We start from the raw sequence: 16,166 nt of genomic DNA, 5'->3' as shown, positions 1-16,166 counted from the left end.
GAGGTTTTGTTTCAATGGAAGAAAATAAGAAAAAGCTTGGTTTTAATATTATTAAAAAGACGGACCCGATGGCCGGACATAAAGGATTTGGAAAAGGGGCTTTGAGCCTTGATAATGTCTCGCCAGTGTTTATTGATATTGAGGCGGGCGAGGCGGAGATTGATATCGGCGCCATGCATGCCCGCAGTGCTGTGGAAAAAGGAATTAAATTTTTGGCCAATCAAGAAGAAGTACCAAACGGCAAGCCGTATTGGCTGGTTTGGGTGACAATTGACCGCAATGAGGAAGGCCCTTATTATGCCGGTGTGACGGCCTGCTATATGACTGTGGACCGTGAAATTCGCCGCGGCTACAAATCCTTGCCGGAGCATGTCAACCGCATGGACAAATCACTTAAGCGCCATATTATCGTTGATGTGATGGATGATTCTTCTAAAAAAGTATTAGCTGATTTCTTACGTGCTCACAACGCGGTGTTATGGGAGAATTCTACTGAAGAATTGAAAAAAGGACTGTTAGCTGAATAATTTTTTAGAAAAATAAACAAGTTTAATTCTTGTCCTTTTTTCGAAAAATAAGGTAAACTATATTCAGTGTGAACACACTGTAAGACTAGGACAAGAAAAGCTCCGGAGTAATCCGGAGCTTTTCTAATTGTTTATTGTCCCAAATACCAGCGGCTGGAGTTCGCCGCTTTTTGCTATTTTTAATTCCAAGGCATAATTTTCTTATACCAAGGAACCTGTTTCTCCTCTATTTTCTTTTTGGCAGGATGATGAGCATTCTTTAGGTGATCGGTGCAATATTCCGTTGGCTCAGTACCTTTGACAAAGTAAGTGAAGCGGCGGACAGGGCAATCCTTTGTTGCTAGTTTTCCGTTTTCCGGATTCACATATAGACCGATTACACCTTCTTTTGGCGGTTTGAATGCCTTAACTGGTTTTCCTTTTAAAGCATCTTCCATAAAATGAGCCCAAATCTTTTTGGCGTACGTTTTTTCGGCAACCATTTCAATCGGCTTTCCGACATCATAGCCCGCCCACACCGCTGTAACCAACTGCGGAGAGTAGCCAATCATCCAGCTGTCCGTTTCCGTTGAACCGGACTTTCCGGCATAGGGTCGGGTGATATCTTTACTAACCGTGCTTCCAGTTACCTTGGCATATCCGTTTAACTTCGAATCGAATACCCCTGTTAACATTTGCGTCATAACGTACGCTCGTGCTGCATTCAGTACTCTTTCATGATGATCTTCTTTTTCAAAAATGACATTGCCATTATAGTCTTCCACTCGTGTAATTAACTCCGGATGAACTCTTTTTCCGCCATTCGCAAACATGCTGTAGGCGTTGGCCATTTCAATTACGCGGACGCCGGAAGTTCCTAAAGCTAGTGATGGCACCTCCGTCATCTTTGTAGACAAACCAAATTTTTTTGCTGATTCAATTAAGGTATCTTCGCCTAAAAATAAATGAGTTTTGACAGCAAAAATATTGTCAGAGACAGCAATCGCCTGGGCAAGCGTGATTTCACCATTGGCATATTTATTATTGAAGTTATGCGGTGTATAATCTGGCTGGCCATCATCAAAATGGAACGTCGTATACTCACTTCGCATCGTTGATGATGGGGTAAAGCCATGCTCAAGGGCGGCATAATACAACAGCGGCTTGATCGTTGAGCCTGGCTGCCGGATCGCTTGGACGGCGCGGTTAAACGGACTTTTTTCATAATCCCGGCCGCCGACCATGGCTTTGACATCACCCGTTTTCGGGTCCATGGCGACAAGACCGACTTGAATGTCGGAGGAGCTGGCCACATATTTTTTTATTTGGCTTTCGGCTGCTTCTTGCTGTTTTAAATTAAGAGTTGTATAGACCTTTAAACCGCCTAAGGCGATCGTGCGGTCATCTAAATGAAGCTGGTTTTTGAGTGCATTCCGAACGGCATCCTGAAAATAAGGGGCCACTTTCACTTTATGTGTGCTGTGAACGCCTTCTAACCTAAGCGGGGCAGCTGCGGCCGCTTGGGCAGCCTTTTTGGTAATATAGCCGTTTTCCACCATTGTTTTTAAAATAACTGCCTGACGGGTTTTGGCTTTTCCGATATTGGCGAGCGGCGAGTAGATACCCGGACCCTTCGGTATGCCTGCAAGCATGCTGGCCTCGGCAAGGGTTAATTCGGAAGCCTTTTTTCCAAAATAATATTGGCTGGCTGCTTCCACACCATAAGCGCCGTTGCCGTAATAGATGGTATTTAAATAGCCTTCCAGAATATCTTTTTTGGAATAGTTCATTTCAAGGCGTATCGTATAGAACGCCTCGGTTAGTTTCCGCTTCCAGGTTTTATCGTGCTCAAGAAACAGATTCCGTGCATATTGCTGCGTAATGGTACTTGCGCCCTGCACTTTGGCAAAGGCTTGAACGTCAGCAACGACTGCGCCGGCAATTCGTTTAAAATCAAAGCCGTGATGATGATAGAAGTTTTTATCCTCAACGGAGACGGTTGCATTGACTAGATCTGGCGATATGTCCTTCATCCCGACCCAGTAGCGTTTTTGACCGCTGTTGCTTTCACCGATTAAAGTTCCATTATCGGCGAAAAATAATGTCGATTGCGGGACAGCCAGCGGCGGTGCCCCAAGTATTTTTGCATAGCCAAGAACACCGGCAAAGAGGATGAGCATACAAATCATGCCGATCAAACTGATGATGATAAATGCCCTTAGGTATTTGATTGTCTTTCGAAACCCCTGATCAGTCATGATTTCCATTGTTTTCACCTCTCTATTAAGCGGAAGCGCTTTGGTCAGCCCAAGCGCTGCGGCTAGATTTTCCTAAGATTGACACTTTTAAAATTTAGATAGTAATAGTATTGAAAAAATAGAGTCATTTTAAACATTCATGGAAAAATTCTTTAAATTTTACTAGACTTTTTCTTATGTTTGTAATTCAATAGGTTGGGTAGCATATTAGAAAAGCGGAAGCGCCGCTAGACTATATGCGAAATGGAAGGAAGTTGGGCATGTCAATTTGGTTTACAGAAAAGCAGACAAAAAACTTTGGGATTACCATGAAAGTCAACCAAACCTTACATACAGAGCAAACTGAATTTCAAAAGCTAGATATGATTGAAACAGAAGAGTGGGGCAATATGCTGTTGTTAGACGATATGGTGATGACATCGGTCCGTGATGAATTTGTTTACCATGAAATGGTTGCACACGTACCATTATTCACCCATCCAAACCCGGAAAACGTACTTGTGGTTGGCGGCGGCGACGGCGGTGTGATCCGTGAAGTACTAAAGCACCCAAGCGTGAAGAAGGCCACCCTGGTGGATATTGATGGAAAGGTAATCGAGTACTCTAAGAAGTTCCTACCTGAAATAGCCGGCAAGCTCGATGATCCGCGTGTCGATGTCCGCGTCGACGACGGATTTATGCACATTGCCAAAAGTGACAATGAGTATGACGTGATAATGGTAGATTCAACTGAACCAGTAGGTCCTGCGGTGAACCTGTTTACGAAAGGTTTTTATGCGGGGATTTCTAAAGCATTAAAAGAAGATGGCATCTTCGTGGCGCAGTCAGATAACCCCTGGTTTAAAGCGGAGTTAATCCGAGATGTTCAACGCGATGTGAGAGAGATTTTCCCGATTACTCGTCTGTATGTGGCCAATATTCCAACATACCCAAGCGGGTTATGGGCATTTACGATTGGTTCGAAAAAATATGATCCCTTGGAGGTTAGCGAAGAGCGCTTCCATGAGATTGAGACCAAATATTATACAAAAGAACTCCATAAAGCAGCATTTGTTTTGCCAAAGTTTGTTGACGATTTATTGAAGTAGCGGAATTGTGCCCATACCCCGTGGCTGTGCGGCGGAACGGTCAAAAAAGTGATTTTTTGTGCCCGCTGGGGTTAGGAAAAGTGAAATGAAGGTAAAAAAAATAGTTTTTTGTGACCAAAGTGTCGAGAAAAGTGGTCCTACGGTCACAAAAAGGAAAAATTGCGCCCATTTGGGTTCATAATACAAACAAAACGGTCACAAAAATCGTTTGTGGCTGGTAATACATAAAAGAGAGGGATAATAGAATGCGTTTTGATGAGGCATACTCGGGTAATGTTTATATTAAGAGCCACCCGAATTTTGAAGATAGTCAGGTTGTATTATATGGAATGCCAATGGATTGGACAGTGAGCTATCGCCCAGGGTCACGTTTCGGCCCTGCCCGTATTCGTGAGGTATCTGTTGGTCTAGAGGAGTATAGCTTCTACCTTGACCGTGAGCTTGAAGAGGTAAAATATTTTGACGCCGGTGACATTCCACTACCATTTGGTAATGCACAGCGCAGCCTTGATATGATTGAAGAATTTGTTGATCAGATTTTAGAGGCTGGCAAGTTCCCGCTTGGTATGGGCGGTGAGCACCTTGTTTCATGGCCGGTTATGAAGGCTATGTATAAAAAGTATCCGGATTTAGCGATTATCCATTTTGATGCCCACACGGATTTGCGCGAGGAATACGAGGGTGAGCCATTATCACACTCCACCCCAATCCGTAAAATTGCCGAACACATCGGACCAAAAAATGTTTACTCTTTTGGAATCCGTTCCGGCATGAAGGAAGAGTTACAGTGGGCAAAAGAGAACGGCATGCATATTTCTAAATTTGAAGTGTTGGAGCCATTAAAAGAAATTCTGCCAACTCTTGCAGGACGTCCAGTATATGTCACCATCGATATTGATGTGCTTGACCCTGCACATGCACCTGGTACAGGAACGGTTGATGCAGGCGGCATCACATCAAAAGAGCTGCTCGCTTCTATCCATGCAATTGCCCGTTCCGAAGTTAACGTAGTCGGCGGCGACCTTGTTGAAGTGGCGCCAATCTATGACCCATCTGAACAAACAGCCAACACCGCCAGCAAACTAATCCGCGAAATGATCCTAGGCTGGGTAAAATAAACGGTGCCTGACACCATTAGATGTATAGCCACAGTGCTTCGCTAGGTAACGGTGCCTGTCACCATTAGTTTGTCACCATTAGTTGTATAGCCACAGTGCCCTGATGGTTAATGGTGCCTGACACCATGAAAGAAATGGGTGCCTGTCCCGGTGTGGGGCGGGCGTTTTTTTGATTTGTTGGTGATCTAAGTTTATAATAGAAAAAGTATGCTTTAATGCACTTAGGTCAATTATGATACTAGAGAACGATCTAAAGAGGATGATAAATTCCTTTTAATAAAGGAAGTGTTACAGTTGTCAAGTTTGTCTACTACAGAGATTCCCATGAAGATTAATGTGAAAACAACGATTCATCAGCAAGAAGGCTCAGAAACCATAGAGCTGCAGGTATTTGGCCGCTATTTTGAAAAAGACGGGGCTTCATTCCTTAAATACGAGGAAGTGCTGGAAGAAGGTACGGTCCGGACAATTGTGAAGGTTGCGCCAGATGAGGCACTAATCCTCCGAGGCGGAGCCGTGAAGATGCGCCTGCCCTTCAAGTTACATAAGAAATTAAGAGGCAGCTACGAGATGCCGTTTGGGGTATTTGAAACAATGACAATGACAAGAAGACTCGAACACACAAAGGGTCTGATTGATATTCTATATGATTTCACGATGCAGGGCTCACCTGCCGGTACATTCCATATGGAGATAACCTTTCAGGAGGAAGAAAGATGAATATAGTAGAACAGGTACAAACAAAACTAAAAGAAGAGATCAAAGCGGCAGTGCTGAAGGCAGGCCTAGCTTCAGAAGAACAGATTCCCGATGTCATTCTCGAGACCCCAAAGGAAAAGGCTCACGGTGATTATTCAACCAACATGGCGATGCAGCTTGCGCGAGTTGCAAAAAAGGCACCGCGGATGATTGCAGAAGCCTTGGTTGCCAATTTTGACCGTACAAAGGCTTCGATTGAAAAAATTGAACTAGCGGGCCCAGGCTTTATTAACTTTTACATGAACAATGCTTATTTAACAGATTTAATTCCTACCGTTCTTCAAGCTGGGGAACACTACGGTGAAACAACAACAGGCAACCGCCAAAAGGTCCAGGTTGAATTTGTTTCGGCGAACCCAACCGGGGACCTTCACCTTGGACATGCACGCGGTGCGGCCGTTGGCGACTCGCTTAGCAATATCCTTGCCAAAGCAGGCTATGATGTATCGCGGGAATACTATATTAATGATGCCGGCAACCAGATTAATAATCTAGCGTTGTCCGTAGAAGCCCGCTATTTCCAAGCACTTGGCTTGGAGAAAGACATGCCGGAAGATGGCTATCATGGTGCCGATATTATCGGAATCGGTAAGACTTTAGCAGAAGAGTTCGGCGATAAGTATGTGAATGTTACGGATGAAGAGCGTTTCGAATTTTTCCGTGAGTATGGCTTGAAATATGAAATGGCCAAGCTGAAAAAGGACCTTGAAGATTTCCGTGTTGGCTTTGACGTATGGTACTCAGAAACCTCCCTTTATAAAAATGGCAAAATCGATGAGGCACTCGCTGCACTCCGTAAAACAGGCTATATCTATGAGCAGGACGGAGCAACTTGGCTGCGTTCAACTGATTTCGGCGATGATAAGGACCGCGTTCTCATTAAGCAAGACGGCTCTTACACATATTTAACACCGGATATTGCCTACCACAAGGACAAGCTTGAGCGTGGTTTTGAAAAATTAATCAATATTTGGGGTGCTGACCACCATGGCTATATTCCACGGATGAAGGCAGCTATTCAGGCCCTCGGCTATGACCGCGAGGCGCTCGAGGTTGAAATCATTCAGTTAGTGCACCTTTATAAAAACGGTGAAAAGATGAAAATGAGCAAGCGGACCGGAAAGGCCGTAACGATGCGTGATTTAGTCGATGAGGTCGGCCTCGATGCGACGCGTTATTTCTTTGCGATGCGCAGTTCAGACACGCATATGGACTTTGACTTGGATTTAGCCGTATCGGAATCCAATGAAAACCCAGTTTATTATGCACAATATGCCCATGCCCGAATTTCCAGTATCCTTCGTTCAGGCGAAGACCAAGGAATTCACGTCGAGTCAGATGCTGATTTTTCATTTATTGGCTCTGAAAAAGAAATTGACCTATTAAAGAAAATTGGCGAGTTTCCGGCGGCTGTTGGCGAGGCCGCACAGAAGCGTGTCCCGCACCGCATTACGAATTATATCTTGGAATTAGCGGCAGCGTTTCATAGCTTTTATAATGCGGACAAGGTGCTTGATATCGACAATCTAGACCGCACGAAAGCACGCCTTGCCCTGGTAAAATCCGTGCAGATCACACTTAAAAATGCGCTTGCTTTAATTGGCGTTTCAGCTCCAGAAAAAATGTAAAACATAAATGAAAGCCTCTTGGTTAGGAAACGAAGCCTTGAGGCTTTTTTTGTGGGTAATTTTTATTTTTAATATGAATATCTTCCAAAAAAATGCAGATAGTAAAGATAGAAATTGAGTAGGAGTGAACCGTCCAAATGAATATTGGAAGAGCAAAAGAAATACTTGAATCAGCGGATATGATTAATGTGACCTATGATGGGACCCCTGTCATTATTCAACATGTTGACGAAACCACGAAAATGGCGCGGATCTATACCCGAAAGGATCCGGAGAATGAACAAGATGTTCCCGTCCTCAATCTAATCGAAGAATAGAAAAGAGTCTCCTGCGTAAACGGAGACTCTTTCATTTTATTTCAATGCTGGCCCCGCTTATCCGCTTAAATCCCCGCAATTTACTTAAATCCTCGACTAATTTTAAGGCCGCCTGATCCTTTGCCTTGGCCTCAATCATAAAATCAACATCCTGCCCGAGCTCACGCAGTAAATTTACAAACGGCATAATGAAATCCGGATCGACCAAATCCGCATGGGAGCGGAATTCCTTTTCATTTTTTGGAGAAGAAATATGGACTTTTGGCACCACTTCACCCTTAGACCAGGTCCCAAATATTCGCGGCAGCAGCTCCTCGAGCGGGGCTTCACTAAGATTGGCCATATGATGATGATAATCAAACACTAACCGGATCTCTTCTTTTTCACACACCTTTAAAGTTTCTTCCGCCGTATAAGTCTTATCATCGTTTTCCAAGGTCATGACCTTTTTAATGTGACTAGGCAAGGTGGTTAGGTTTTCATAAAATCGCGACAGTGCGGCGGCTTTATCGCCATAGGCGCCGCCAATATGGATATTAATCAGCCCTTTGTCTGCAATCCCCATTGCTTCAAACATCTGATAATGGTACGTCATATCAATGACAGCATTTTCGGTAATCGTCTTTTTAGGAGAAGTAAACAAGGTAAATTGATTCGGATGAAAACTGACGCGCAAATGATTCCGTTTTACTAAGTCGCCAATTTCCCGCCATTCCTTCAAAAAAGGAGTGGTAAAATCCCAGCGCACCTCTGGATGTGTCGCCAAGGGGACAATCGAGCTTGAGAACCGGTACAATTCAATTTCGTGCGCTAGATTGTAGTAAAGCATCCTTAAGGTATGCTTTAAATTCAACCCCGTCACCTCGAGCAGCTTTTCCTTGCGCTCCGAGGCGCTAAGCTGTTGATAACGGGTAAAAGTCAGTGCCTTCGCAGGGGATGCATCCCATAAACTGATTGCATGTGACACATAGCCAAACCGAATTTTGATCATCAACACTCCCCCTTATAAAAAGTAGCAAATAGCCCCAGCTATTGTTTCTTTTACAGATCGCCATAGATTTGGTTTATTTAGAACAGTTAACGACAGCTTTTTAGAATCAAGGATGTCCCGATCGATGACATTCTTCAATCGCTGAATAAAGGCTGGATCATAGATATAGCAATTTATTTCTTTATTTAAAAATAAACTGCGCCGATCGAAATTGGCAGTGCCAATATCACAAATTTTATCATCAATCAGGATTGTCTTTGCATGATAAAAACCATTTTGGTATTGATAAACCTGGGCACCTGCCTTTAAAAGCCTTCGTAAAAAACGGTAAGATGCCTCTTGGACAAGGATATGATCAGAGGTATAGGGGACAATGAGCGTAATCTGGACGCCGCGCCGCCGCGCTGCCAGTAATTCCTTAAAAATGGCTGAGCTTGGAATAAAATAGGGGGTGCCGATGATAATCGATTGATCGGCCTTCCTCATCAGGTCAATAAAAATTCCTTCCAACAGCCCCGCTTCCGTTGGGTTTAATTGATGCCGGATGCTGCCTTTGGACAGTGGAGGGAAAAGCCTTGGATCATGGTGAACCTTTTCGCTCGCATACTCGTTCCAATCCTGCAAAAACGCACTCTGCAAAAAATGAACACCCTCACCGGTTAGCTTTAACTGGTAATCCCGCCATGGACTAAGCTTCGGGTCTTCATCAATGTATTCTTTGCCAATATTAAAGCCGCCCATAAAGCCGATCTTTCCATCAATAATCGATATTTTTCGGTGGTTTCGAACTTGGGCAGAGTAAAAGAGGAAGGGAAGTTTGACCCGATTGCAAAACGCGACCCTGATGCCTGCGGTCTTAAGGTCCTTCACCTCTTTTTTCTTGATCGTTAAACTGCCAAGCCGGTCAATAAGCAGACGGACCTCGACACCTTCTTGTGCCTTCTTTTTTAAAATTGTGAAAAATTCTTGTCCCAAGCTGTCATTCTTTATAATATAATACAAAATATGGAGATGTTTTTGGGCTTTTTGAATCTCAGAAAAATAGCTCCGGAAAAAATCCTTGCCATGTGTAAAAATCTCAAACTCGCTGTGGAGGATGCCGGTCTCCACTTTGTTTGCAATCAGCAGATGCTTCTTTCGGCCTAAGCTAAAATCTAAGACAAGCCATATAATGAAAAGAACAAGCAGTCCACTCAAAATGACTACAAATTTCATCGAAAATCTTCCCCCATTCGGTTTCGTTAGTGTCCCCATGTACGAACTTTTCTATAAGTTGGTCAATTTGATAAAAATGATTTGACTGAATGCTCATTCATTTTTATAATAGACATAGATACAATTCTGAAAATTTATTATTTTCTACAAACAATCGGGGAGAAACAAAGAAAGGGGCGTTTTACTTGAATGGTCTTTTATGGGTCAATCTCATTGCATTTCTTGCTGTAACCGCTTACGCAATCAGTCTGTTTGTTTATGTGGTTAAAACAAGAATTGAATTTATCAAAATGGGAAAGAAAGTAGAGTTTGATCACAATGTCAAAGAACGGCTGCAAAAAATTTGGATCAACGTGTTTGGCCAGAAGAAACTCTTAAAAGATAAAAAAAGTGGTGCCATTCATGTCATGTTCTTTTATGGCTTTATTTTAGTCCAATTTGGCGCCATTGATTTTATTTGGAAGGGGCTTGTACCTGGATCACATCTGCCGCTGGGTCCATTGTATGCGGGATTTACCTTTTTCCAAGAGATTGTCACATTAATGATTCTCGTTGCGGTAGTATGGGCTTTCCATCGACGCTATGTTGAAAAATTAGTCCGCTTAAAACGCAATTTTAAATCAGGTCTGGTTCTGTTATTCATTGGCGGATTAATGGTGTCTGTTTTACTAGGGAATGGGATGGGCCTCATCTGGCATGGAGAAGAGCCATCATGGACGGAGCCGATCGCTTCCGTGATTTCTGTTATTTTTTCAGGGATTAGTGAAACCGCCTCCATTGTTGTTTTTTACATAGCATGGTGGGCGCATTTATTATTCTTGTTAACCTTCTTAGTATACGTGCCGCAGTCCAAGCATGCCCACTTAATTGCCGGTCCGGCCAACGTCTACTTTAACCGATTGGATAAACCGGGGAAATTGAAAAAGGTTGATTTTGAGGATGAATCACAAGAATCGTTCGGTGTTGGAAAAATTGAAGACTTTACCCAGCACCAAATGATCGATTTTTATGCCTGCGTAGAATGCGGACGATGTACCAATATGTGTCCGGCCACAGGAACGGGCAAAATGCTCTCACCAATGGATTTAATCGTCAAAATGCGCGACCACCTTACCTTTCATGGTGCGTCTGTGACCTCTAAGCAGCCATGGGTGCCGACGTTTGCATTTGCCAATTCAAAAGGAAATCAAATCGCACTTGCGGCACAAGGTCAGGGTGCACAGGAAACGGCGGCTGCCGCTCTTTACAACCCTAGTTTGATTGGTGATGTAATTACCGAAGAGGAGATTTGGGCGTGTACCACCTGCCGTAACTGTGAGGACCAATGTCCAGTTATGAATGAACATGTGGATAAAATCATCGACCTGCGCCGTTACTTAGTTTTGACAGAAGGAAAGATGGATGCCGATGCCCAGCGCGCGATGACCAATATTGAGCGTCAAGGCAACCCGTGGGGCTTAAACCGTAAAGAGCGCGAGAACTGGCGTGAGGCCCGCGAGGATGTCCTCATTCCAACCGTGAAAGAAATGAATAAGGCCGGCGAAGAATTTGAATACCTTTTCTGGGTTGGCTCAATGGGCTCCTATGATAACCGCAGTCAAAAAATTGCCTTATCGTTTGCCAAGCTCCTGAATGAAGCAGGCGTGAAGTTTGCCATCCTTGGCAATAAGGAAAAGAACTCTGGTGATACACCGCGCCGTTTAGGAAATGAGTTCTTATTCCAAGAGCTTGCGGCCAAGAATATTGAGGAGTTTGAAAAGGCAGAGGTCAAGAAAATCATTACGATTGACCCGCATGCCTATAATATTTTTAAAAATGAATATCCTGATTTCGGGTTAGAAGCAGAAGTATTCCATCATACGGAAGTCCTTTATCAGCTAGTCCGTGATGGAAGACTCGTTCCGAAGCATGCAGTGAATGAAAAGATTACCTTCCATGATTCCTGCTACCTCGGGCGTTACAATGACGTCTACGATCCGCCGCGGGAGATTTTAAAATCGATTCCGGGTGTGAAGCTTGTCGAAATGGAACGCAACCGTGAAAAAGGAATGTGCTGCGGCGCAGGCGGCGGTTTAATGTGGATGGAGGAAGAAACCGGACACCGCATCAACGTCAGCCGGACAGAGCAGGCGCTGGCCGTTAATCCATCCGTGATCAGCTCGGGCTGCCCGTACTGCTTGACGATGCTTTCCGATGGAACGAAGGCAAAAGAAGTGGAAGAAAAGGTTGCTACCTACGATGTGGCTGAGCTGCTTGAAAAAGCAGTTTGTGGTGACGGGCAGGCAGTCGCTTCTTAAATCCATGAGCAAGAGTTTGGATTTTTACAAATCAAAATTTTAAAAATTTTGTGTAAAATATTTCAACTCTTGCTCTTTTTTATGTAAAATAGAGGTATATAGTTAAACGCTTACATTATTTTAAAAAGCGTGAGCCGGAATCTTTGGTTCCTTGCTTGCGTTATATTTTTTGTTTCATATTGAGCGAGCGTTCAGTCGCTACAGGCAAGGGGAGAACCGCTGAAAAATGGGAATAAGGGAGAGATTAGCATGGGGAGAACGGTGATTTTAAGCGGTGTTCGCACACCTTTTGGAAAATTAGGGGGAAATTTAAGCAGCTTTACGGCGTCACAGCTTGGCGGGATTGCCGTGAAGGAAGCGTTGGTTCGTTCAGGCGTGAAGCCGGAAGAAGTAGAGGAAGTCATTCTTGGAACGGTGTTACAAGGCGGGCAGGGGCAAATTCCATCGCGGCAGGCAGCTATTCACGCCGGATTGCCATGGAAAGTTAAGACGGAGACAATTAACAAGGTTTGTGCTTCAGGAATGCGCAGCGTGACGCTGGCAGACCAAATCATCCGTGCAGGCGATGAAGAGGTCATTGTCGCAGGCGGAATGGAATCGATGAGCAACGCGCCATATATTTTACCAAAGGCAAGATGGGGCTTTCGCATGGGTGACTCAACAGTTAAGGACTTAATGATCCATGACGGCTTGACCTGCAGCTTTACCGGGGTTCATATGGGCACTTATGGAAATAGTACAGCAGCAGAAATGGATCTTTCACGTGAAGCTCAGGACGAATGGGCGCTGCGAAGCCATGTTAAGGCAATCGCCGCTATCGAGAGCGGTAAATTGGCGGAGGAGATCGTATCGGTTGAGGTACCTCAGCGCAAAGGGGATCCGGTGTTGGTTTCGGTTGATGAGGGGCCGCGCAAGGATACTTCGTTGGAGCGCTTGTCCAAGTTGGCCCCGGTGTTTAATTCAACCGGCACAATTACGGCAGGAAACGCGCCAGGCGTGAATGACGGTGCAGCGGCGCTTGTGTTGATGAGTGAGGAGCGGGCTGAGCGAGAGGGACGCCAGGTAGAGGCCGTCATTCTTGGCCATACAGCGATTGCGGTCGAAGCAAAAGATTTTCCGCAGACTCCGGGCTTGGTAATTAATGAGCTGTTAAGAAAAACTGGCCGCAGCTTGGAAGAGATTGATTTGTTTGAGATAAATGAAGCCTTTGCAGCGGTTGCATTAGCGAGCACAAAAATTGCCGGGCTTGATCTGGAAAAGGTCAATGTCAATGGCGGTGCGGTGGCGCTTGGTCATCCGATTGGTGCAAGCGGGGCACGGATTATTATTACCTTGATGCATGAATTGAAGCGCCGCGGCGGCGGTGTCGGAATTGCTGCAATTTGCTCAGGCGGCGGCCAAGGCGATGCGGTGATGATTGAGGTGCCAAAAGCGTAAAAAACAAGTTGGAAAAGAGTTACTGGCAGATAGGGTGGGAAAACTGGCGCAACTAGTACATTTAGTGGCGGATAACACCCTATATCTGGCGCCAGGCTCATTTACTGGCAGATAAAATAGTATAACTGGCGGAAAACAGATTTTTAATGGCGGATAAGCTTAAATAATTGGCGAATGCCGCCTTTTTTCTAGCGTTATTTTAAAAAAAGAAACTCGGAGGGAAAACAATGAACGTTTCAAAGGTTATGGTGATTGGTGCGGGTCAAATGGGTTCCGGAATTGCTCAGGTTTGTGCCCAAGCTGGCTACGAAGTGGTATTGAATGACTTAAAACCTGAATTCGTGGAGCGGGGTTTAGGAATCATCCAGAAAAACCTCACCCGCAACGTCGATAAAGGCCGAATCACAGAGGAACAAAAGCAGGAAATACTCGCCAGACTAGCCCCTTCAACCGATCTCAACGATGCCAGCAGCGTTGACCTGGTCATTGAAGCAGCAGTTGAAAATATGGAAATCAAGACAAATATCTTTTCACAGCTAGACAAAATCGCTCCAGCACATACCATCCTAGCTAGTAACACCTCATCATTGCCTATCACAGAAATTGCCGCTGCCACCAGCCGTCCAGAAAAGGTAATCGGCATGCATTTTATGAATCCCGTTCCCGTTATGAAACTCGTCGAAATAATCCGCGGGCTTGCAACAGCCGATGAAGTCTATCAAGTGATTGAAGATATGACCAAAACGTTGGGCAAAGTACCCGTTGAGGTAAATGACTTTCCTGGCTTTGTCTCGAACCGCATCCTCATGCCGATGATCAATGAAGCCATTTACACGCTTTACGAAGGCGTTGCCACCAAAGAAGCCATCGATGAAGTGATGAAGCTTGGCATGAATCATCCAATGGGACCGCTAACGCTGGCTGATTTTATCGGGTTAGATACATGCTTATACATTATGGAAACACTCCACGAAGGTTTTGGCGATGATAAGTATCGTCCGTGCCCGCTTTTGCGTAAATATGTGAAAGCCGGCTGGCTCGGTAAGAAATCAGGGCGCGGTTTTTACAGTTATGAATAAAATAGAAAAGCGGAAGCGCCTCGAACAGGGGCGACAGGCTTAAGACGAGCCGGCTCGGGGTCTTTAGCCTTCTTGATGGAATGGCTTAAGACCCCGAGCCCCTAGGCGCTGGAGCTGGACAAATAGAAAAGCGGAGGCGCCTTGAACAGGCGCTCAAGCTCGACAATTAATTAAACCAGGTGGATTACGCCGTCATTACATAATCGAAGATTCCCCTGGCACACAGCATCTGAACTATTCATCCTCAGGAAGGGGAGACATATGATGAATCTGACATTTACAGACGAGCAAGAAATGATGCGAAAAATGGTTCGTGATTTTGCTCAAAAGGAAATCACACCCTTTATTGAAAAAATGGAAAAGGGGGAATTTCCCCGCGGCATTCTTCGCAAAATGGGAGAGCTCGGTCTGATGGGAATTCCCGTTCCCGCTAAGTACGGCGGGGCGGAGATGGATTTTATCTCTTATATTATTGCGATTCATGAGCTGTCAAAAGTAAGCGCCACAGTTGGCGTAATCCTGTCTGTCCACACCTCCGTCTGTACGAACCCAATTTTGTACTTTGGAACGGAGGAACAAAAGCAAAAATTTATTCCAAAGCTGGCATCAGGCGAGTATTTAGGGGCCTTTTGCTTAACCGAACCAAGTTCTGGCTCAGATGCGGCCAGTTTAAAAACACGGGCGGTGAAAAAAGGTGATCATTACGTACTGAACGGCTCCAAGGTGTTTATCACTAACGGCGGCGAGGCAGATGTGTATATAGTGTTTGCAACGACGGACCCAGCTCTTGGAACAAAAGGAATTGCGGCCTTTATTGTTGAAAAAAATACCCCTGGTTTTATCGTCGGCAAAGATGAGAAGAAGATGGGGCTGCACGGATCAAGAACGGTGCAGCTTACCTTTGAGGACTTGCATGTCCCCACGGCAAACATGCTTGGCAAAGAAGGCGAAGGCTTTCGAATCGCAATGGCGAACCTTGACGTCGGACGAATTGGCATCGCCACTCAGGCCCTTGGGATTGCGGAAGCAGCCTATGAAGCGGCAACAGCCTACGCGAAGACGCGCCATCAGTTTGGCAAACCAATTGCTGCTCAGCAGGGGATTGCTTTTAAGCTTGCCGATATGGCGACAAGTGTCGAAGCGGCTAAACTATTAGTCTATCAGGCTGCTGATTTGCGGAGTAAAGGGTTGAAGTGCACGTTGGAAGCGTCGATGGCAAAGCTGTTTACCACTAGGACAGCAGTGGAAGTGACAACAGAAGCGATTCAGGTATTTGGCGGCTACGGTTATACAGAGGATTATCCGGTTGAGCGCTTTTTCCGTGATGCCAAGGTGACGGAGATTTATGAGGGCACGAGCGAAATTCAGCGGATTGTGATTAGTAAGCATCTATGATTTAGGTGCAAATGGTAATAAAGCTAAAAATTTGTTAGTATGTCCGCACTTTTTTTAATATATCTAAAATTTTTTTAA

13 protein-coding genes are annotated in these 16,166 nt (G+C 44.9%); 10 read left to right on the top strand and 3 right to left on the bottom strand.

Going from position 1 to position 16,166, the window contains the following annotated elements:
- The first annotated feature begins 14 nt into the window (after positions 1-14).
- Positions 15-527 (top strand): YwhD family protein, encoded by a 513-nt coding sequence (locus L1999_RS28735; protein WP_235741626.1) that lies wholly within the window; start codon positions 15-17, stop codon positions 525-527.
- Positions 528-706: 179 nt separating this feature from the next.
- Here the strand turns inward: L1999_RS28735 and L1999_RS28730 are convergent, their stop codons facing one another.
- Positions 707-2,773, bottom strand: coding sequence for a transglycosylase domain-containing protein (locus L1999_RS28730; protein WP_235741625.1), 2,067 nt, complete (start codon positions 2,771-2,773; stop codon positions 707-709).
- A 251-nt stretch (positions 2,774-3,024) separates the two neighbouring features.
- Here L1999_RS28730 and speE point away from each other — a divergent pair, with 251 nt between their 5' ends.
- The 5 genes from speE (at position 3,025) to L1999_RS28705 (ending at position 7,674) form a co-directional block, all read left to right on the top strand.
- Positions 3,025-3,852 (top strand): spermidine synthase, encoded by an 828-nt coding sequence (gene speE, locus L1999_RS28725; RefSeq protein ID WP_235741624.1) that lies wholly within the window; start codon positions 3,025-3,027, stop codon positions 3,850-3,852.
- Positions 3,853-4,097: 245 nt separating this feature from the next.
- Entirely contained in the window at positions 4,098-4,970 is an 873-nt protein-coding gene (speB, locus tag L1999_RS28720) for an agmatinase (protein ID WP_235741623.1), read from the top strand.
- A gap of 294 nt (positions 4,971-5,264) precedes the next feature.
- The gene (locus L1999_RS28715) at positions 5,265-5,690 is read left to right on the top strand and encodes a YwiB family protein (RefSeq protein ID WP_235741622.1); all 426 of its coding nucleotides are present in this window, start codon (positions 5,265-5,267) and stop codon (positions 5,688-5,690) included.
- A complete protein-coding gene (gene argS / locus L1999_RS28710; RefSeq protein WP_235741621.1) occupies positions 5,687-7,357 on the top strand; it encodes an arginine--tRNA ligase in 1,671 nt (556 codons plus the stop codon). The genes L1999_RS28715 and argS overlap by 4 nt, the downstream gene beginning before the upstream one ends.
- 137 nt (positions 7,358-7,494) lie before the next feature.
- Entirely contained in the window at positions 7,495-7,674 is a 180-nt protein-coding gene (locus L1999_RS28705; RefSeq protein WP_215045444.1) for an H-type small acid-soluble spore protein, read from the top strand.
- 31 nt (positions 7,675-7,705) lie between these two features.
- On the opposite strand, the gene uvsE is transcribed toward L1999_RS28705, so the two are convergent.
- Together uvsE and cls are read right to left on the bottom strand one after the other, a co-directional pair.
- Positions 7,706-8,662, bottom strand: a complete 957-nt coding sequence (uvsE, locus tag L1999_RS28700) for a UV DNA damage repair endonuclease UvsE (protein WP_235744497.1) — start codon at positions 8,660-8,662, stop codon at positions 7,706-7,708.
- Between the two features lie 15 nt (positions 8,663-8,677).
- On the bottom strand, positions 8,678-9,880 hold the full coding sequence (cls, locus tag L1999_RS28695; RefSeq protein WP_235741620.1) for a cardiolipin synthase: 1,203 nt from the start codon (positions 9,878-9,880) through the stop codon (positions 8,678-8,680).
- 185 nt (positions 9,881-10,065) lie between these two features.
- On the opposite strand from cls, the gene L1999_RS28690 reads away from it, so the two are divergent.
- The 4 genes from L1999_RS28690 to L1999_RS28675 all read left to right on the top strand — a co-directional run bounded on the left by L1999_RS28690 (position 10,066) and on the right by L1999_RS28675 (position 16,088).
- Positions 10,066-12,177, top strand: coding sequence for a (Fe-S)-binding protein (locus L1999_RS28690; RefSeq protein ID WP_235741619.1), 2,112 nt, complete (start codon positions 10,066-10,068; stop codon positions 12,175-12,177).
- 249 nt (positions 12,178-12,426) lie between these two features.
- Positions 12,427-13,614: an acetyl-CoA C-acetyltransferase gene (locus L1999_RS28685; RefSeq protein WP_235741618.1), complete on the top strand. Its 1,188-nt coding sequence runs from the start codon at positions 12,427-12,429 to the stop codon at positions 13,612-13,614.
- Between the two features lie 227 nt (positions 13,615-13,841).
- On the top strand, positions 13,842-14,693 hold the full coding sequence (locus L1999_RS28680) for a 3-hydroxybutyryl-CoA dehydrogenase (RefSeq protein WP_235741617.1): 852 nt from the start codon (positions 13,842-13,844) through the stop codon (positions 14,691-14,693).
- Positions 14,694-14,957: 264 nt separating this feature from the next.
- Positions 14,958-16,088, top strand: coding sequence for an acyl-CoA dehydrogenase (locus L1999_RS28675; RefSeq protein WP_235744496.1), 1,131 nt, complete (start codon positions 14,958-14,960; stop codon positions 16,086-16,088).
- The last annotated feature ends 78 nt before the right edge of the window (positions 16,089-16,166 follow it).

The organism is Neobacillus drentensis, assembly GCF_021560175.1.
GTDB lineage: Bacteria > Bacillota > Bacilli > Bacillales > Cytobacillaceae > Neobacillus > Neobacillus drentensis_A.
The sequence above is the reverse complement of the archived record's forward strand: the minus strand, read 5'-3'. Positions and strand labels throughout refer to the sequence as shown.

Coding starts and splice junctions, on each gene's coding strand:
- L1999_RS28735 (WP_235741626.1), top strand. CDS start 15: ATGGAAGAAAATAAGAAAAAGCTTGGTTTTAATATTATTAAAAAGACG.
- L1999_RS28730 (WP_235741625.1), bottom strand. CDS start 2,773: ATGGAAATCATGACTGATCAGGGGTTTCGAAAGACAATCAAATACCTA.
- speE (WP_235741624.1), top strand. CDS start 3,025: ATGTCAATTTGGTTTACAGAAAAGCAGACAAAAAACTTTGGGATTACC.
- speB (WP_235741623.1), top strand. CDS start 4,098: ATGCGTTTTGATGAGGCATACTCGGGTAATGTTTATATTAAGAGCCAC.
- argS (WP_235741621.1), top strand. CDS start 5,687: ATGAATATAGTAGAACAGGTACAAACAAAACTAAAAGAAGAGATCAAA.
- L1999_RS28705 (WP_215045444.1), top strand. CDS start 7,495: ATGAATATTGGAAGAGCAAAAGAAATACTTGAATCAGCGGATATGATT.
- cls (WP_235741620.1), bottom strand. CDS start 9,880: ATGAAATTTGTAGTCATTTTGAGTGGACTGCTTGTTCTTTTCATTATA.
- L1999_RS28685 (WP_235741618.1), top strand. CDS start 12,427: ATGGGGAGAACGGTGATTTTAAGCGGTGTTCGCACACCTTTTGGAAAA.
- L1999_RS28680 (WP_235741617.1), top strand. CDS start 13,842: ATGAACGTTTCAAAGGTTATGGTGATTGGTGCGGGTCAAATGGGTTCC.
- L1999_RS28675 (WP_235744496.1), top strand. CDS start 14,958: ATGAATCTGACATTTACAGACGAGCAAGAAATGATGCGAAAAATGGTT.